18 protein-coding genes, 1 pseudogene and 1 riboswitch are annotated in these 19,031 nt (G+C 38.1%); of the genes and pseudogenes, 5 read left to right on the top strand and 14 right to left on the bottom strand.

Annotation, left to right across the window (positions count from 1 at the left end; genetic code table 11):
• Positions 1–22 precede the first annotated feature (22 nt).
• A complete protein-coding gene (locus EHW89_RS04195) occupies positions 23–1,309 on the top strand; it encodes an aminotransferase-like domain-containing protein (RefSeq protein ID WP_126466852.1) in 1,287 nt (428 codons plus the stop codon).
• Positions 1,310–1,436: 127 nt separating this feature from the next.
• Here the strand turns inward: EHW89_RS04195 and EHW89_RS04190 are convergent, their stop codons facing one another.
• From EHW89_RS04190 to EHW89_RS04170, 5 genes and pseudogenes are all read right to left on the bottom strand, one after another.
• Positions 1,437–3,191, bottom strand: a complete 1,755-nt coding sequence (locus tag EHW89_RS04190; protein ID WP_126466850.1) for an ABC transporter ATP-binding protein — start codon at positions 3,189–3,191, stop codon at positions 1,437–1,439.
• Between the two features lie 2 nt (positions 3,192–3,193).
• On the bottom strand, positions 3,194–4,933 hold the full coding sequence (locus tag EHW89_RS04185; RefSeq protein WP_126466849.1) for an ABC transporter ATP-binding protein: 1,740 nt from the start codon (positions 4,931–4,933) through the stop codon (positions 3,194–3,196).
• A 95-nt stretch (positions 4,934–5,028) separates the two neighbouring features.
• Positions 5,029–5,700 (bottom strand): MmcQ/YjbR family DNA-binding protein, encoded by a 672-nt coding sequence (locus EHW89_RS04180; RefSeq protein ID WP_126466847.1) that lies wholly within the window; start codon positions 5,698–5,700, stop codon positions 5,029–5,031.
• Between the two features lie 12 nt (positions 5,701–5,712).
• Positions 5,713–6,345 carry a copper homeostasis protein CutC gene (locus EHW89_RS04175; RefSeq protein WP_126466845.1) on the bottom strand — a complete coding sequence of 211 codons (633 nt, stop codon included), beginning with the start codon at positions 6,343–6,345 and terminating at the stop codon, positions 5,713–5,715.
• Positions 6,346–6,400: 55 nt separating this feature from the next.
• Positions 6,401–7,264, bottom strand: a pseudogene (locus EHW89_RS04170) (GNAT family N-acetyltransferase).
• Positions 7,265–7,407: 143 nt separating this feature from the next.
• Between EHW89_RS04170 and EHW89_RS04165 the strand changes: the two are divergent.
• On the top strand, positions 7,408–7,932 hold the full coding sequence (locus EHW89_RS04165; protein ID WP_003033204.1) for an ECF transporter S component: 525 nt from the start codon (positions 7,408–7,410) through the stop codon (positions 7,930–7,932).
• A 38-nt stretch (positions 7,933–7,970) separates the two neighbouring features.
• Positions 7,971–8,480, top strand: a complete 510-nt coding sequence (locus EHW89_RS04160; RefSeq protein ID WP_003033213.1) for a transcription repressor NadR — start codon at positions 7,971–7,973, stop codon at positions 8,478–8,480.
• A 58-nt stretch (positions 8,481–8,538) separates the two neighbouring features.
• On the opposite strand, the gene kphA is transcribed toward EHW89_RS04160, so the two are convergent.
• The 5 genes from kphA to ligA form a co-directional block, all read right to left on the bottom strand.
• Positions 8,539–8,778, bottom strand: a complete 240-nt coding sequence (kphA, locus tag EHW89_RS04155) for an RNA-binding protein KphA (protein WP_003001620.1) — start codon at positions 8,776–8,778, stop codon at positions 8,539–8,541.
• 18 nt (positions 8,779–8,796) lie between these two features.
• On the bottom strand, positions 8,797–9,069 hold the full coding sequence (gene rpsP, locus EHW89_RS04150; protein ID WP_003024685.1) for a 30S ribosomal protein S16: 273 nt from the start codon (positions 9,067–9,069) through the stop codon (positions 8,797–8,799).
• Between the two features lie 117 nt (positions 9,070–9,186).
• Complete coding sequence (gene pulA, locus EHW89_RS04145; protein ID WP_126468061.1) at positions 9,187–11,487, bottom strand: type I pullulanase; 2,301 nt, start codon at positions 11,485–11,487, stop codon at positions 9,187–9,189.
• A gap of 13 nt (positions 11,488–11,500) precedes the next feature.
• Complete coding sequence (locus EHW89_RS04140; RefSeq protein ID WP_003029816.1) at positions 11,501–12,460, bottom strand: diacylglycerol kinase family lipid kinase; 960 nt, start codon at positions 12,458–12,460, stop codon at positions 11,501–11,503.
• 8 nt (positions 12,461–12,468) lie between these two features.
• Positions 12,469–14,427, bottom strand: a complete 1,959-nt coding sequence (gene ligA / locus EHW89_RS04135) for an NAD-dependent DNA ligase LigA (protein WP_126466843.1) — start codon at positions 14,425–14,427, stop codon at positions 12,469–12,471.
• A gap of 198 nt (positions 14,428–14,625) precedes the next feature.
• Here ligA and EHW89_RS04130 point away from each other — a divergent pair, with 198 nt between their 5' ends.
• The gene (locus tag EHW89_RS04130; protein WP_021001645.1) at positions 14,626–15,573 is read left to right on the top strand and encodes a 2-dehydropantoate 2-reductase; all 948 of its coding nucleotides are present in this window, start codon (positions 14,626–14,628) and stop codon (positions 15,571–15,573) included.
• 135 nt (positions 15,574–15,708) lie between these two features.
• Here the strand turns inward: EHW89_RS04130 and EHW89_RS04125 are convergent, their stop codons facing one another.
• Positions 15,709–16,218 carry a QueT transporter family protein gene (locus EHW89_RS04125; RefSeq protein WP_126466841.1) on the bottom strand — a complete coding sequence of 170 codons (510 nt, stop codon included), beginning with the start codon at positions 16,216–16,218 and terminating at the stop codon, positions 15,709–15,711.
• A riboswitch (PreQ1 riboswitch) is annotated at positions 16,216–16,324 on the bottom strand. Its footprint overlaps the gene before it by 3 nt.
• 28 nt (positions 16,325–16,352) lie before the next feature.
• Between EHW89_RS04125 and EHW89_RS04120 the strand changes: the two genes are divergently transcribed.
• Positions 16,353–16,796 (top strand): GtrA family protein, encoded by a 444-nt coding sequence (locus tag EHW89_RS04120; RefSeq protein WP_022526909.1) that lies wholly within the window; start codon positions 16,353–16,355, stop codon positions 16,794–16,796.
• 65 nt (positions 16,797–16,861) lie between these two features.
• Here EHW89_RS04120 and EHW89_RS04115 read toward each other — a convergent pair whose 3' ends face one another.
• From EHW89_RS04115 to EHW89_RS04105, 3 genes are all read right to left on the bottom strand, one after another.
• Positions 16,862–17,569, bottom strand: a complete 708-nt coding sequence (locus EHW89_RS04115) for a B3/B4 domain-containing protein (protein ID WP_126466838.1) — start codon at positions 17,567–17,569, stop codon at positions 16,862–16,864.
• A gap of 1 nt (position 17,570) precedes the next feature.
• Complete coding sequence (locus EHW89_RS04110) at positions 17,571–18,029, bottom strand: MarR family winged helix-turn-helix transcriptional regulator (protein WP_126466836.1); 459 nt, start codon at positions 18,027–18,029, stop codon at positions 17,571–17,573.
• A gap of 72 nt (positions 18,030–18,101) precedes the next feature.
• Positions 18,102–19,010 carry a YihY/virulence factor BrkB family protein gene (locus tag EHW89_RS04105; RefSeq protein WP_003024700.1) on the bottom strand — a complete coding sequence of 303 codons (909 nt, stop codon included), beginning with the start codon at positions 19,008–19,010 and terminating at the stop codon, positions 18,102–18,104.
• Positions 19,011–19,031: the final 21 nt, after the last annotated feature.

Genomic DNA, 19,031 nt, shown 5'->3' with positions numbered 1-19,031 from the left:
CAATAGAGAAAAATTCTTCTGTATGGGGACAGTTAAGATGATAAAACCTAAGTATCAATGTATTGTAGATCAGATTAGCCAAGATATTAAAAGTGGGAAATTGTCCAAGGGACAAAAGATTCCTTCTGTCCGTCAGCTGGCAGAATACTATCGCTGTAGCAAGGATACAGCTCAAAAGGCGCTAATGGAATTGAAATATCAAAAGTATATCTATGCGGTTCCTAAAAGTGGCTACTATGTGTTGGAAAATAGTCTGGAGGATCAGCAGGACATGGAGCTAACCGTCAGAGATGACCACTACCAAATTTATGAAGACTTTCGACTTTGTCTCAATGAAACGCTGATTGGACGTGAGAATTATCTTTTTAACTACTACTCGCAACAAGAGGGGCTAGAGGATTTGCGACAATCTGTCCAGCAGCTGCTTCTAGATTCAGCTATCTACACCTCTGCTGACAGGCTTGTTCTGACGTCTGGTACCCAGCAGGCTCTTTATATTCTTTCGCAAATTGCCTTTCCAAATGAAAAATATGAAATTCTAGTTGAACAGCCTACCTATCATCGGATAAATGATTTGCTAACTGCCCAAAAACTTCCTTATCAAACAATTGAGCGAACTCCAGAAGGAATTGATTTAGGAGAATTGGAGAGGATTTTTCAATCTGGTCGTATCAAATTCTTCTATACTATCCCACGCTTTCATTATCCCTTGGGGCATTCTTACAGTCGAAAGGAGAAGGAAGAAATCATTCGTCTTGCTCGGCTTTATGATGTTTATATCATAGAAGATGATTATTTGGCTGACTTTGACAGCAAACGCGAACTAACCTTTCATTACTTGGACGACAGCCAGCATGTCATCTATATCAAATCTTTTTCTACTAGCCTCTTCCCTGCCCTTCGGATAACAGCTCTGCTATTTCCTCCAGCTATTCAGCCCACTTTTATAGCCTACAAAAAAGCAGTAGACTACGACAGCAATCTCATCATGCAGAAAGCTCTATCCCTTTATATTGACAATCTCATGTTTGAAAAAAATCGTCTTTCTCTGCTCAATCAACAAGAAAAAGAATTGACGAGAGCTAGAAAACTTTTAAGCCAAAATCAGCTCAAACTTTCCTACTTTATCAATAGAGATGGTATCTTACTAGATCTACGTGGACTTAAATCTGTCAGCTCCCTCAAACATAGCAATCTGCCATTGGATTTTTTTGAAGCAAGTTATATACAGGATTGTCCTTATCAATACGCAAAAATTAAATACGAGGATCTAGAAAAAGTCTTACAACATTTAAATGAATATTTATAAGGGAGTGTGACAGAACTAAAAATCGAAAATTTTTAGTTCGTAGTCCAATCACCTACTGCGTTATTTGTTTATTACTAAATCTGATAGAAGCTGGGACACTTTTTGCCCAGCCTCCTTCTTTAACATATCACTCTTCTTTCATCATTCCAGCCTGCAATTGATACATTTTATAATAAGTCCCCTTAAGCGCTAGAAGCTCTTCGTGTGTGCCAGATTCAATGATACGTCCCTGCTCCATGACATAAATGCAGTTAGCGTCCTGAATGGTAGACAGACGGTGAGCAATGGCAATCGTTGTTCGTCCTTGGCGCATTTTTTTCAGCGAAGTTTGGATAAGTTCTTCGGTATCTGAGTCAATATTAGCAGTTGCTTCGTCCAAAATCAAGATTTTGGGCTTGCTAGCAATTGTTCTCGCAAAAGCCAATAGTTGTCTTTGTCCGCTTGAAAAAGTCGCACCTCGCTCGGTTACTGGACTGTCATAACCTGCAGGAAGCTGAGTGATAAAGTCGTGAGCATCCACAAACTTAGCAGCTTCTACAATATCTTCTCGACTCATATTTTCCTGATACATTTGGATATTAGAAGCAATGGTACCGTGATAGAGGAAAGGATCTTGAAGAACTAAACCAATATTGCGGCGTAATTCAGCTTGACTGTAATCCTTAATGTTTTGATTATCAATTAAAATTTCTCCTCTTTCAAATTCATAAAAACGCAGAAAGAGATTGATGATCGAAGACTTGCCTGAGCCAGTCGCACCGACAAAGGCGATTGTTTCCCCCTGCTTGACTGAAAATGAAATATCTTTCAGAACATCACGCTTGCCGTCGTATGAAAAGGAAACATGACGAAATTCAATATTCCCAGCTGTAATTTCCAATGGAAGATTAGCTTGATTGGGCTCATAGTCTCTGCGGTCTATGATTGCAAAAACACGGTCTGCAGCCACCATAGATGTCTGTAAAACAGAGTAATTCTGCATCAAATCAATCAGAGGATTAAAAAGTTGATTGACATATTGGATAAAAGCATACATGACTCCTGCTGTCACTCCTGCTGTCACTCCTGCAACCTGCCAAGTAAAGCCAAAGTAAGCTAAAATAACTGCATAAGCTAAAATTTTTAGCAAAGACATAGCTGGACGCAGAAAAAGACTATTGATATTGAGGTAGCGAACTGTATACTCCAAATGCTCGCCGTTAATTGTTTCAAATTCATTTATTAGACGTTTTTCCTGACTAAATGCCTGAATAATTCGCATTCCCTCAATACTTTCAGAAAGTTTAACATTCAAATCACTCAGTTTGCTTCGGACGAGTTTGAGGAGACGATTAGATAAGCGTTGATAAAGTAAAATGGAACCCAGCATGACTGGTAAAAAGAGTACAATAAGTCCTGTCAAGCGCCAATTCAAGGTAAACATCGTCACCACTGTTACAACAAGAATAAAAATGGAACTTAAAAAACTTGAAAATATGCTACTAAACATATCTGCTACCGCTTGTGTATCATTCGTTAAACGGGAAACAATCGCTCCAGCAGCCGTTTGATCAAAATAAGCCATACGTAGTCGCTCAATATTTTCAAAACTCTCCTGACGCAGATCGCGAACAATGCTATATGCCACACGGGCAAAAGAATACTGTCCTAAGAAAGTAAATAGTACCCTCAAAAGAAAGAGAGCATAATAAAGAATCAAAATATAAAAACCAGCCATAATCTGACGACGACTGATAAAATGGTCAATAAAATACCGGGCCAAAAGTGGCAAAGCTGTCGTCACCAAAGTTGTCGCAAAGATAAAAGCAAGTGCCAAAATGCTCACCCATTTATAACGCCACATATAAGTCAGAAGGCGATGAAAAGTTGTTTGTTTTTTCATGATTACTCCTCCTTCAGACTTTCTGCCAGTTGCTGGTTGTGATAAGTATGCGCATACCAACCGTTTTGAGCCAGCAATTCTTGGTGAGTGCCACGCTCTTTAATGCGTCCATTCTCCATCACCAAAATCAAATCTGCATGAACAACTGCTGATAATCGGTGAGCAGTAATAATCGTCGTCTTGCCGTCTCGTTCTTCCTTGAGATTTTCCAAAATCAAATGCTCTGTTTTAGCATCAACAGCAGACAAAGAATCATCCAATATTAAAATATCTGGTTTCAGAACGAGCGCTCGACTCATCGCTAATCGTTGCTTTTGACCTCCTGAAAGCGATACCCCTCGTTCACCGACAATCGTTTGAAAGCCTTCTGGCATGGCAATAATATCCTCATAAAGACCACAAAGTTTACTAGCTTGAATCACTTCGTCATCTGACAAGTCTGGATTTGCAAAACGAATATTGTCCGCAATCGACATTGCAAAAAGAATCTGTTCTTGCGGCACGTAACCAATCAAACTCCGCAAATCATTTAAGCTATAATCTCGAATATCATGATCATTCAGATAAATAGCACCTTCTTGAATATCCCGTTCTCGCATGAGCAGGCGTAATAGTGTTGTTTTGCCAGAACCTGTTTGTCCAACAATTCCTAGCGTCTGCCCTTTTTCTAATGCAAAATGAATATTGGATAAAGTGGCTGCTTTCTCATAAGAAAAATGCTGAATATCATAGACCAAACGACCATTTTGTATAGGGAAAACGGGATTTTTGGTCTCTTTGACATCAGATTTTTCTGCCAATAGTCGCTCAATCCGTTCATAAGAAACCATTCCTCTTTGGCTGATGTTGAAGAGATAGCCCATCGCCTGCAAAGGCCATACCAGCATATCTAGATAAGTAATAAATGTCACTAACTCTCCAACTGTAAATTGTCCTCTAGAGATGAACATTCCCCCAAAAATCAAGGTTAATGCATAAGATAAGCCGATGAAAATCAGAACCATAGGGTCGAAGAGGGAATTATATTTAGCAGCTAAAATATTCTTCTCATAGACATCCTGATTTGTCTTAGCAAAAGAGTGACTTTCTGCTTTTTGATAGCCAAAAGATTTCGTTACTTTAATCCCTGAAATGCTTTCCTGTACCTTGTTATTCAAGTCAGAAAAGGCCTCCTGAGCCGCTTTAAAGCTCTCATGATTTTTTCGTCCAATTAAACTGGTTCCCCAGGAAAGAAATGGCAATGGCAGAATAGCAATCAAAGTCAAGCGCCAGTCTAAAACAAAAAACATGGTCAGCAGAGTTACCAGTGCTGTGATAGAGGCATCTACCGCCGACATGACACCCCCACCTGCCACACTTACAACTGCATTAATGTCATTCGTTGCATGCGCCATCAAATCTCCTGTTCGATATTTTTGGTAAAAAGATGGTGCCATTTGGGTAAAGTGCTCAAAGAGTTGAGAACGTAAAAGTCGTCCCAAATGATTTGCTGTGCCAAAGATATATAGCCGCCAAAGATAACGCAGACCATACATAATAAAGGCCGAAGCAACCAAAAGTGAAAGATTTAAAAGTAATTGCTCTGATGTTAGATTTCGACTAGCAATACGGTCAATGACCACACCAATTACTCTAGGAGGAATTAAATTAAAAACACTAACCAAAGACAAGGCTAGAATTCCGATAATATAACGTTTTTTCTCCAGTTTGAAAAACCAGCCCAATTTTCTGATAAGATTCATATTTTCTCCTCTGCTATTACTAATTACCATTATACATTATTTTGTTGCATTATCTGTAAAAATAAAACGCAGCTAGCGCAACCTAACTGTGTTCCTCATTTCTTTTGGGTCAATTCAAAACTCTTATCTAAAAGGGAAAAAAGTTCTGTATCCGTCAAAGTATCATCCAAGGGCAGGCTCAGCCAATATTTTTTATTCATGTGAAATGCTGGGTAAATTCCTGCTTTCTTAAGCAAATTAGCTACTTGATTGTTTTTGACATTCAGCACTTCTATTTGACCAGTTTTGCCATTTTCAAACTTCGACCAGTCTATCGTCATAAAAATGCCATACCATTTTTTAGTATCCTGATGTCGAAAAACACCAGCATGAAGATTGCTATGTTTTGAAGAATTCCCCCAGAGATATTCCAGTCTTCCGTCATAGATTCTTGCTACGTACTCCTGCAAGCGGCTACTCTGTTCATAAAGAAAGCCAACTTCCTCAAAACAATTAGCTCGAATCGTCAAAAAAATCTCCTGACAGGCTTCACGGACTTGACCGACAAATTCACCCGTCATAGTCTCCATTTTGACTTGTACGTATTCATCACCAGTCTCTTGGTCAAACACTTGATAGTCCAGCTTCTCACCCTGCAGTTTTAGCTGTAACAGAAAATCACCATTCATTATTTCCTGAGAATAAACAAACTCTTCTCCTCTTTTTTCAAAACCAAATACCTGTAATTTTTCTGGATTTGCTTGATATTTCTCAAATAAGTCTAACATGATCTTCACTTTCTAAAATACAATTTTGGTACCATGAAGTTGATTGACGCCGAGCTTTGCAACAATTTCATCACGATTATCAACCGTAATACCGCCTCCTGGTAAAATATCAATCCGACCAGCTGCATGATTTATCAATTCATATAACCAAGAAAAATGCTCTTGAATAGGCCCTTCTGCCAGTCCACCGTGAGTTAGAATCCGTTTCACGCTATGTTCCATTAGCCAGTCCATTTCACTAAATTGATGTTCTCTTGGAATGGCGTCAAAAGCCATGTGAAAGACGACTTCCAGCTCTTGCGAGGCTTTTAATAATTTTTCCATTTTTGGATAATCAATTTTATTAGCACTTGTCAAAACACCAAAAACAAGTCCGTGTGTCCCAGCGCTGCGCGCCATTTGAATGTCTTCTAGCATGATTTCCATTTCCAAGTCATTGTATACAAAGTCTCCCCCGCGTGGACGAATCATCGTCATAACGGTCACATTGTAAGGTTTTGCTAGCTCAACAGCCGCTTTTATGACACCGTAACTAGGCGTTGTTCCGCCAACTGCTAGATTATCGCAAAGTTCAATTCGTCGAGCACCAGCCTGCATGGCTTTTTCCAAATTAGTCACATTTTCTGCACAAAATTCATAAATCATTTTTGACCTCTTCTATGTGAAAGTGTTTTCTTGATTATTATAACATAATCACTATTTATTCTTCAAAATCTTTCGCGACTCGCTGGCACCAATCCAACCATTTTTTCCTATAATCCGACTCAGGCAAGATACGATTTTCTAAATCTTTTATCGTAAAAATTCCCATTTTTTCACAAGTTTGAAGGCAATAGTAATAGAAATCCCAATTCAAATCGTCCTCTTCTGCATAAACTGGAATCTATTCAAAACCAGCTTGATAAGCTATAAATGCTCTGCTATGTCCATCAGTGAAAAAGATTTTATCTTTCCATCGCTTAATTGGTAAAGGCTTTAAAGCATTTATGTCCTTTGTATCAAACCATGCCTGTACCTGCTCTAATTTCTTCTCAGAAAGATAAAATTGACTTGGTTGAATAGCTGACAAAGGAAGCGTCAAATCCAAAGCATAGCGATGCCCATTTTCAGTCTTTTCCAAAGGATAAAACCCTACTGACTCAAACATCTTCTTAGAAGCTTCATTGTCATCATAGATTTCTTGAACATACAAGCGCTTATAACCCAACTTGCGTCCGCGTTCAACCAATGCCTGAACAACTGTCCTCCCGATTCCCTGACCACGATAAGCTGAATTGCCAATAACAATCGGCATGTCCTCTTGCCAAAAACTCACATCACCAATCGGCTGCCAACCTGCATTTGTCAAAACTTCAATAAAATACACTTCTCCACGCTGAGTAAGATAATCATACATTTTCTTGATTCGTTGAAGCGTGTAAAGCTCTCGACTACCATCTATCAAATGAATCACCTCAGGGTCTTGATACCAAGAAAAGGCGAGATGAGCTTGTCCATCATACTTTCGCAAACGTAAGGAAGAATCAATGGAAATATACTCTGGTTGTTTCTTTACATCTATCATAATATTCTCCTCTTACTGACATTCTAACAGAAATGACACAGATTGTTTAGGAATTCTGTCCTATTCTATCAAAATTTTCTCTTGACATTATCTGAAAAAACAGTATACTATACTTGTGTATATACAGTAAAAAGGAGAAAATTATGAAACCTAAAACAAAAAATCAATTTATAACTCTTACAGCTCTCTTGACTGCACTAGCTATTGTTATTCCGATGGTTATGCCTGCAAAAATTATTATTCCACCTGCATCCTACACTTTGGCAAGCCATGTTCCCATCTTTTTAGCCATGTTTATCTCGCCGTTAATGGCTTTGATCGTTATTCTAGGATCTACTTTTGGTTTTTTAGTAGCTGGTTATCCCATTGTTATCGTTCTTCGCGCCCTGTCGCACATATTCTTCGGCTTGGTAGGCGCTCTTTATCTAAAAAAATATCCTAAAGCTTTAGATAAACCAATCCAGACTTGGATTCTTAATATTGTCCTTGCCTTTATTCATGCAATTGCTGAAGTCCTTGCTTGCCTCATCTTTTACGCCTCAACTTCTTTTCCAGCAAATATGTTTTATCTGCTTTTCATCCTCGTAGGAGTTGGAACTATTATTCATAGTATCGTTGATTTTATCATTGCACAATTTATCTATAAAGCTCTACAAAAAATCCGCTAAATCTTGAATATTTAACAGATTTATTCTACAATGAATTTATGATAAAACAAAGAAGAACAGATTTATTACAGCTTTTAAAAACTGCGGAAACTCCCTTAAATGGACAAATTTTAGCAGAGAAATTCCATGTTACTCGACAAATCATTGTACAAGACATTGCCGTTTTACGAGCAGATGGCGCCCCTATTATTAGTACAAATCGAGGCTATATTTACAAAACGAATGATACTGCTAAATATTATCACCAGCTTTTTAAAGTTAAGCATACGATTGAAGATATTGAAGTGGAATTACTGGCAATTGTAGATAACGGTGGACGAGTTCAAAATATTATGGTAGAGCATCCCGTTTATGGGGAAATTCAAACCTATCTGAAATTAACTTGTCGCAGAGATGTTCAGCATTTCATTCAACAAATTCACGAGACCAATTTCCGCGGTTTATCTGAATTGACAGACGGTGTCCATTATCATCTAGTAGAAGCTGATTCGCAACAAGATTTAGACTATGTCGAAAAAGCATTAGAAGAATTGGGATTTTTAATATAAAATTCAAACATGCTTTCTATATAGATTTTAAAAAAATAGAGCCTGAATGGCTCCATTTTTATTTCTCATCAATAACAATTCTGACTTTTTTATCTTCGGTTGGGACAGAATAAACAATCGTTCTTATCGCAGAGATCGTGCGACCTTTACGACCGATTACACGTCCAACATCACTAGGGTCAAGATCTAAATGATATTCCAAAAATTCTGGTGTATCTTCAATCTTGATAGTTAAAGCATCTGGTTGTGAAATCAAAGGTTTCACTATCGCAATAATAAGATTTTCAATCGTATCCATAGTCAACCTGCACTTCTATTATTTAGAGTATTTAGAATCGTGGAATTTCTTCATCACACCAGCTTTTGAAAGAATGTTACGAACAGTATCAGAAGGTTGAGCACCTTTTGACAACCAGTCAAGAATACGATCTTCTTTTAAAGTTACTTGGTTTTCAGCAACAAGTGGATTGTATGTTCCAACTGTTTCGATAAAACGTCCGTCACGAGGTGAACGTGAGTCTGCTACGTTGATACGGTAGAAAGGTTTTTTCTTAGAACCCATACGAGTTAAACGGATTTTAACTGCCATTTTAAAAATTTCTCTTTTCTTTTTTTATTTTTAGGGATAGCAGAGCTATTCCCAACATACTCTATTTTATCACAAGAAAGAAAAGGTGTCAAGAAAAAATCTTGACACCTTTTGATATTACCATTCTACGACTTCAAAGACTGTAGCTGTCAGATCCTCAACAAAAGAATCGCTAACTTGACGACTATTTCCAGCTACAAGTTTCAAATTTCCAATATCTTCAATATTGTATCTATCACCACTTGCATTAAAAATTACGAGGTAATAATTATCATCTTTCACTTCAAAAATGACAATTCCACTTCCGGAATGCGCTGAATGTACAAAGGCATGCTGGTAAATGTCATCATAATGCTGGTAAGAAAATTCTTTTGTTGTCGTTTTTAAACGAATCATCTGTTTGATATAGTTGATACTTTCTTGATGATGAGCTAATAAATCCCAGTCTACTTGATTGACAACGTCGGGAGCGTTATAACTGTTCATAGCGCGCTTATGATCTGCCTGAATGGTATTTCCATTTGCTCCAGTTGCCACTAGTTTGCTACGTGAAAATTCCTGTCCCAACTCCATAAAACTCATGCCTTGCAAGAGGAGATTCATCGCAGTTGCTAATTCAATCCGCTTAGTACGAGTCAATTCATCATCATCTGGGTGCAGTTCAGCTAACAAATCGTGCAAATTGTAATTATCATGCGCTTCTACATAATTAACAACTTGTTTTGGCTCCAGATAGGTTCCTAGTTCACTACTTCCTAGAATTGCCTTGGCAACAATTGATTCTGTCGCTTGACCACTTACAAAGCCAGCTTTCAAACCACCATAAACCTCTGCGCCTTTGATAGCATCACGTTCAGTATCGTTGAAAAATCCGATATTAGGTAATTCAAAGGCATTATCTTTTTTGGCTTTGTCAAGCGGAAGCAATCCTGTCCCCATATCCCAACCTTCACCGTATGTGAGAATTCTCGGGTCAATTTTATCTAACGCTTCCCGAATTTGACGCATCGTTTCAATATCATGAATGCCCATTAAATCAAAACGAAAACCATCAATATTATACTCTTTTACCCAATAAAGGATAGAATCAATCATATATTTACGAAACATTTCATGCTCGCTGGCTGTCTCGCTCCCCACACCTGTTCCATTTTGGAAAGATCCGTCTGGATTCATTCGATAGTAATAATCAGGCACTGCTTGTTGAAACGGTGAATCATGAGTCGAATAAATATGGTTGTATACAACATCTATCACTACGGAAATGCCCGCATCATGATAGGCTTGAATCATCGTTTTTAAATCCCGCATTCCTTGAGATGGATTTGCTGGATCTGTTGAAAAACTCGTTTCAGGAGCATTGTAATTTTGAGGGTCATAGCCCCAATTATACATTACATTTCCGTCTTGATCATACTCTTTATGTCGATCAGAGATGGGCTGCAATTGTACAACATTGATACCTAAAGATTGGATATAATCAAATCCCGTCGCCTGGCCAGATCGATTTTTGGTTCCTTTTTGACAAGCCCCTAAAAAGGTTCCTCGGTGTTTTTTAGACACGCCAGAACTGCTAGACTTCGTCAAATCTCGTACATGCATCTCATAAATAACAGCTTGACAAGGATTCTTTAGACGCCAAATTGCCTGTTGCCCTTGTTTCACTTGGAAATGTTTTGGATTTCGCTCCGCAGGCGATAAAATGACAGAACGCTTTCCATCTTCCGTTACGGCTTCCGCATACGGATCGCGTGTTACTGTTTTGTGATGTTCAAACTCTAGCTGGTACTGATAGGCTTTATTTGCCAAGTCATCTGAAATCACTCGAGACCAAATTCCGATTGTATTTTTAGCATGATCTTTGGAAAAATCTTCTCCTCTTTGTAAGTCGTAGACCTTCCAGATTTTCGCTTTGTTAGTGCTATTCTTGTAGACTACTAGCTGAACTTTTTTTGCAGTCGGTGCCCAGAGTTTAAATTCAGCTTTTTTACCATCATACCGACAACCTAGCCAACCTTGATACCCCCAATGCTGATCAAAATGTTTGCTGTCTAATGCCATATCAAAAGCATGAGGATCTTGCTTTGCATAATATGGACTAGTCATAGCAGCCTGCCTAGAATAATAAACTTGACTGTCTCCTTCTATAATCCAAACCTCAGTCACTAAATGAGATGGTAACAACTGAATGGAATAGTCAACCGACTGGTGAGACCAATCGGTTGTTTTTACAATGACATGGACATTACTCAAAGCTTGTTCGCTTTTATAGGACAAGGTTCCTTGAATCCCGAAATCATCATACTGGGAAAAAGTACTCTCTTCTCCCCATTTATTCATTTGCCATTTCCACATATTATAGGCTGCATAATTTCCTAATTGATTATGGTAATGGATTAAGACACGATAGTCTAACATCATATTCTCCTGATTATTCTTTATTCTCCAATGACAAAGCACTATCGCTAATCTCATCAATATTTGCAAAAAATTCTAAATGGTTATGAAGAACTTCCAATTCAACAGGAGTATCTCCACCATATTCGCCATCCAAATTTAACATGAATGGGGCTTTTTTGTCTAAAACTTCTAACTTTAACTTACTTGTTTTTAAATATTCTACATTCACATCTGTCACATGTTGACCACCATTGATTGCTTGAATCATCAACGCCAACATATCAAACAACCGAGCAGTTTTCACCAAAATCAAGGTAAAATTACCATCATCTAGCACTGTATCTGGCGCTAATTTTTCAAAACCGCCGATTGAATTTGTCAAGGCAACAAAAATCAAAGAGACCTTACCTTCAAACACACCGTGGTCATGTTCAATGTGTACCTTGCGTAATTTAGATTTTGGCAGCATTTCTGCTCCTTTTGCGACATAGGCAAGGTAGCCTAGACGTGACTTGACTTCACTTGGAACACTATAGGTCAATTCTGTCAAAGTTCCCGCTGCAGCAATGTTAATAAAATATTTTTTCCCATAAGCCTGACCAATATCCATTTTTATGGTTTGATTTTTTTCAATAATCCGCGCAGCTGCCACTGGATCCCCCATTGGAATCTTGAGGGCGCGTGCATAATCATTGGTCGTACCAGTTGGAATAAACGCCAACTTTGGACGATTTTCCAACGGTGCCACTCCGTTGACCACTTCATTGATCGTTCCATCTCCACCAGCCGCAACAATTAAATCAAATCCTGCTTTAGCCGCTCTCTCAGCTTCATTTTGAGCTGATAAAGGAGCTGGGGTTGTCTGATAAGCACTTGTTTCATAGCCCACATCTTCTAAAACGTCTAAAACTTCTGCGATATTTTTTTTAATAATTTCCTGACCAGAGGTCGGATTATAAATCAATCGTGCTCTTTTTCTAGCTGTTTCCATACAAACCTCTATAAACTCTCAAGCCAAGCTTCATCACGAATGGTTATGCCCAACTCTTGAGCTTTTGTTAATTTACTTCCTGCATCTGCTCCGGCAACGACTAGACTTGTTTTCTTAGATACCGAGCTCGTCACCTTTGCACCTAAACTTTCTAATTTCGCTTTTGCTTCTGAACGATTCAGTCGTTCCAATTTTCCTGTTAAAACAACGGTCAATCCAGAAAGCGCTGCATCTGCTGCCACTTTTTCGCCAAGGTAAGTGAAATTTAACCCCGCTTCTTTTAATTCCGATAATAAAATATGAGTTCCTTCTTGTGCGAAATAGCTGGAAAGACTCTCAGCAATCACCATTCCTAGACTATCCAGCGCAGCAATTTCTTCTTTTTCTGCTTTTGCTAATTGCTCCAAATCATGAAAATGCTCTAGCAAAATCTGACTGGCTTTACTTCCAACATGGCGAATGCCCAAACCAAATAATAATTTCTCGGCAGAATTTTCCTTGGAAGCCTGAATAGCAGTATACAACTTATTAGCTGATTTTTCCTTAAAATTTTCCAATTGCAGCAAATCTTCGACAGTCAAGCGATAAATGCCAGCCACATCATTTACCAACTGCTGATCAAATAACTTTTCTACAACAGCAGGACCAAGACCTGTGATATTCATGGCATCGCGACTAGCAAAATGAATCAAGCCTTCTTTGATTTGTGCAGGACAACGTGGATTGATACAGCGCAAAGCAACCTCATCTTCAAAGTGAATCAACTCGCTGTTGCAACTTGGACAATTCTTTGGAATCTCCAATTTCTCTTTTGATTGGCGCTTGCTTTCAACCACTCGCAAAACAGCCGGAATAATGTCGCCCGCCTTATAAACGATAACTGTATCGTCTTTGCGAATATCTTTTTCAGCAATGTAATCTACATTGTGCAAAGTGGCTCGGCTGACCGTTGTCCCTGCTAATTGCACAGGCGTCAAGTTGGCGGTCGGCGTAACAACTCCAGTCCGCCCAACCGTCCAGTCAACTGATAAAAGCTGCGCTTCTTTTTCCTCGGCTGGAAATTTGTAAGCAATCGCCCATTTAGGTGCTTTTACGGTAAAACCAAGCTCTTCTTGTACCGCCAAATCATTTACCTTGATTACAACACCGTCAATATCATACGGTAACTGGTCGCGTTCTTGAGCGATTTGTCCAATAAACTGCCACACTTCATCCATCGAATGTGCCAAAATATGCCGCTCATTCACACTGAATCCATTTTTAGATAACTGATTTAAAACAGCTTCTTGGCTCGTCGCACTTGTCGGACTGGCTTCTTGATAGAGAAAGGTTGCAAGATTTCGCTTGGCAACAATCGCCGTATCCAACTGACGCAATGTTCCTGCCGCTGCATTTCTCGGATTAGCAAATTCTGGTTCTCCGTTTTCCTGGCGTAGCTGATTCACCGCGTCAAAAGAGCTGCGTGGCATGTAACATTCCCCACGAACAGTCATATCAACTTCGCTTGGCAACTTTAAAGGAATATCTTTCACTCTTTTCAGATTTTCTGTGATATTTTCCCCAACAGAACCGTCTCCGCGAGTCGCTCCTGCAACTAAAATCCCCTTTTCATACATGAGAGAAACAGAGAGGCCGTCAATTTTTAGTTCACATAGATAGCTAACATCTGGAAAATCTTTCCGAATCCGTGCATCAAATACATCTAACTCTTCACGTGAAAAAGCATCCTGCAAACTATAGAGCGGATACTGGTGTTGGTATTTTTCAAAACCTTCTAAAACCTTACCTCCCACACGATGAGTTGGGCTATCAGGCTGAACGAACTCTGGATACTGCTTTTCTAAATCTAATAATTCATGATACAACTTATCATATTCACTATCTGATACGCTTGGATTATCAGTCGTATAATATTCATGAGCATACTGATTGAGCAACTTCACCAGTTCTAACATTCTGTCTTTCATAGTTCTATTTTATCATAATTCATGCGTTTCTACAGCATTCTTACCTATATTCTTTACAAAAAATTAGACAAAAATGTAAAATAGCAGAAAAATAATCATCATCACATCAAATATGATAAATTTCCAAAATTTAATTGATTAAAATACATAAAAGAAGTAAAATATACTATAAATAAAAAAGCTAGGAGAATTGTTAGTATGAATATTACAATTGCAGGTGTCGGTGCCATGGGTAGCCGCTTTGCTCTGATGTTGCATCGAGCAGGGCATAAAGTGACTTTAGTAGATGGTTGGAAAGAACATGTCACAGCTATCCAAAAGGATGGCTTACAAGCTAACTTAAACGGCGAAGAAGTTGTTGCCAAGTTGCCCATCTATTTGCAAAGCGAAGTAGATCCAACCTTATCTAATGACTTAATTATTCTGTTTACAAAAGCCATGCAGCTAGAAGCGATGTTAGCAGATATTCAACCTTTGATACATGATAATACAGCTGTTCTCTGTCTATTAAATGGGATTGGTCACGAAGAAGTCATTGAAAAATATGTCCCAAGAAATCAAATTATGATTGGAAATACCATGTGGACTGCTGGTATGGAAGAACCTGGACGTGCAAAATTATTTGGAAATGGCTCAATCGCTTTGAAGAATTTAGTCGCAGATCCAAAAGCCGAACAAGCAGCTTATAAAGTCATTGAAACCTTGAATTCTGCCGGATTAAATGCGCAATACACAGAAAATATCTTATATGCCATTTATAAAAAAGCTTGTGTCAACGGAACGATGAATAGTTTGTGTACCCTTTTGCTTGCTAATATGGCAGACTTTGGAGACACTACTCCTGCACATAATATTGTTGTGAAAATTGTTAGCGAGTTTGCAGAAGTTGCAAAACACGAAAATGTAGACTTGAATGTCACAGAAACCGTGGACTACATTGAAAAGAATTGTTATAATCGCGATACAATTGGCTTGCATTATCCGTCAATGTATCAAGATTTGAACGAGCACAATCGTTTGACAGAAATTGATTATATCAACGGAGCTATTGCACGAAAGGGACAACAATATGGTGTAGACACGCCATACTGTGCCCTTATAACTGAACTCGTCCATTGTAAAGAACAATTATTAGGTGCAAAATAAACTTAGCTAGAAAATTCATTGTTTTTACAAAAATCATAAAACGATATGGTCTTATATTTTTTAATTTCTAGATAAACAAAAATATGCCGAAGAATTTTTGGGCATATTTTTTATTGAATCTAATATTAACGAAAATTATTTTCCTAAATCAATCCGCTTATTTAGCTTGTCCATTAAAATTCCACCAATGATGAGTGAAGCAAACTCTCCTACTGCTGTCGTAAACCAAGTCAAAAAGAACGGTGCTTTAGCGACAAGATACAATTCAGCTGCAATGGTAACCATAGAAAGTGGAAAGAAAATCGCAAAATAAAAGAAAGCTTTATTGATCAGTCCATTAAACAAGTATTCATGCATGTATTTTCTAAAGAAATACACACCTAAGCTCAAAAAGACCAAAGTTGAGCCACCACCGACAAAGACATCGATGATTCCAAAACTAAATAAATTTGCAATCATACACCCCAACGTGACTCCGATGATGTACTTTGGTTTATAAAAAGCCATAAAGTTCATCATTTCAGAAATCCGAAATTGGTAGGCACCGTAGCTAATAGCATTCAGAGGCGGTGTCATTGTTAGTGCGACATAAATCGCAGCAACAAGAGCAATCTGAGCCATATCACGAACAGTAATTTTTTCCATGTTTTCTCCTTTAGCGGCTAAACCGCGTGTAATATGCTTGACGAAAGGGAACTAAGCGCCAAGGGCTGTATTGACAAAACGAATACAGCTTTTCAAGTATAGCACATTTTTTGCAAATATGATAGACTAAATCTATGAAAAAATATGTTAAACACTTTTTTGACAACGAAATTTTATCTTATTTGTTTTTCGGTGTTGCTACAACTGTTGTCGCCGTCCTTACTCGTATGCTTTGTTACGCTTTGACGAGCAATGAATTACTTGCTACAGCTTTAGGAAATATCGCTGGTATTCTTTTTGCTTTTGCGACAAATGACACGATTGTTTTTAAGCAACAAAGAAAGGGCTGGGGCGCTCGTTTTGTCAAATTTGCTCTTGCGCGACTTTCCACTTTTCTGCTGGACATGGGACTCACATTCATTTTTGTCACAACATTTCCTAACATTATTGGTCAATTTGTCCACAATGACATCAAAGCAGTTAATACCATTGAAACTTTATTTGCTCAAATCGTTATTATTGTGCTCAATTATGTTTTTAGTAAAGTCTTTGTATTTAAAAATAAATCAACTAATTAAAAAGACAAACCTACCTCAAATGGTGGTTTGCCCGCAATCTGAAAGAGCTTTAATGCTCTTTTTTCTTAAATGTCTACACTTGGATTGTCAATTGTTAGATGAGTGATTTCTCCTTTGACTCCAAAATAATCTTCAACTAAACTTTGCAATTCCTGCATAGCTGCTTGCGCGCGTTTAGCTTGGTCTTCATTGATTGCTTCAATGACTAATACTGCATCCGTTGTGTCTTCAGTCAGCATTGTCCGTTGCGCTTCCCTCCAGTTAAAACAACGACAAACAGCTCCTTCATCATCATAATAAATAATTTCCTCTGGAAGAGCTGGTGCGTCTGTCTCTGCACCAAGTGGAAAGAAGGGTTCGCCTCCTTGCGCTTTTCCAAGATGCAAGCCTCCTTGAATCTTAGCTATATCTTCACCACCACAAGGAACAGCATAGGAAAGTGACACACTGTTATAAATATCCACCAATGGATTGATTGGATTGAACTCACGACCTTGACTTACCCTTTTTAAAAGAGCTTCAATAGAAGAACGCGCACCTTTTTTAGTTTTAAACTTACTGAAAGCACCGCGCCATTCTTGAATCACGTCATTTTGCGTAAAGGTTTCATCTACGATAAAATCTTCTGCTCGCTTGCTTCCCTTGTCCAACAAAGATTTAAAATAAGGGTCTTTGCTTTCGTCAACGCTATTATCCAAGCCTTTAACAACCATAATGCTAATTTGTGCTTGAGGGAATAATTCCCAAAATTCATTTTCAACTGTGACTTTCATTTTACACATCTCCATAATTTCTTTTTTGTCCTTTTTTAACCAATTCCCAATCATCAGTAATATTCTGTCGCACCTTTGCTAACATGTCTTCTAACAATTGAGAATCTTCTTTTGAAAATCCTGTCAAAGCCTGCTGCTCAGAATAAGTGTGCTCTGCTAAGATAAACGGATAAAGTTTTTTTCCTGTGTCTGTCGCAAAAAGCTCTTTATTTTTTAAATTTCCAGCTGCACTTCTTCTTTCAATCAAACCTTTACTCTCTAATTTTTTGACGGAGCGAGCAACAGTTGAACGATCAACTTTCAGCAAATCAGAAAGCTCTTCTTGAATAATACCGGGACTTTCTACGATACGAACCAAATAAAGGTACTGCCCTTTGGCCAAATCAACATGGCGAAATTCAATATTCGCCATTGAATCCAACGCTCGAGCGATGATACCAATCTCTCGCAAAATCGTCATATTGCCTCCTTAAGCAATATTATACCACATTTTATTGCAAATGCAACAAAAAACACCACAAAAAAAGAAATTTTATTTGAACTTCTCTTTATTTTTTATAAGTCTCGTTGTCAGTTGTTTATGTCTCGTTTCAAATTCTTTTTCGTGACAACCTTGGTAACTTGCATTTAAGATTGCCCCAATAATCATAATTTGGGCAATGAGGGTAAACCAAATCATGACGACGACAACAAAAATGGAACTAAAAAATCGGACATCCATTAAGTGATTTACATAAGTGTCCAAATAAACGGAAAATAAATTTAACAATACTCCAATCGTAAAAACTACAAAAATCGTTCCCGGCAGAACATAGCGAATTTTCCTGATTTTTACATTGGGTAAAAAGTAATAAAGCATCAGTAAAGAAAGAAACAGCAAGGTGTAAATAGTCGGCTGGGTCATTCTTTGCAAACTGGCATATAGTTGATCATCAAACTCCCAAAAGCTATGAAGCAAGCGAAGCGACATTCTCCCAAACATTGTCAGTAAAAGAGACAAGGCAAAGAGGAATTGCAATCCCAAGCTAATGACTAAACTAAATAATCTATGTGATATCAGACCTCTATCTTTTGCAACACCATAAGCTTTATTAAATGCTTTTTGCAAAAATGACATTGATTGTGAAAATGCCCATAAAGCCGAAAGGATAGAAAAACTCAACAAGCCAGAAGAAGGCTGAGTTAGCAAATTTCGGGTAACCTTTGCAACGACTTCATACAGCGATTCAGGCAGAACATCTTCCATTGCTTCCAAAAATTCTGCTATCGGAATTTGAAAATAAGGCAATATATTCACAACAATCAATAGCAACGGAAAAATCGAAATCAGCAAATAATAAGCCACTGCAATGCTTGTCAAATCAATCTCGGATGCTTGATAAAATTTAAAAAAGGATTGTAAAAACGGATTCTGTCCAATCTTAGAAACAAACTTTTTCATCTCGTCTCCTACTAGAATACA

The sequence above is a fragment of the Streptococcus periodonticum genome, assembly GCF_003963555.1.
Lineage (GTDB): Bacteria > Bacillota > Bacilli > Lactobacillales > Streptococcaceae > Streptococcus > Streptococcus anginosus.
Note: the sequence above shows the minus strand (reverse complement) of the source record. Positions and strands in the feature narration are given on the sequence as shown.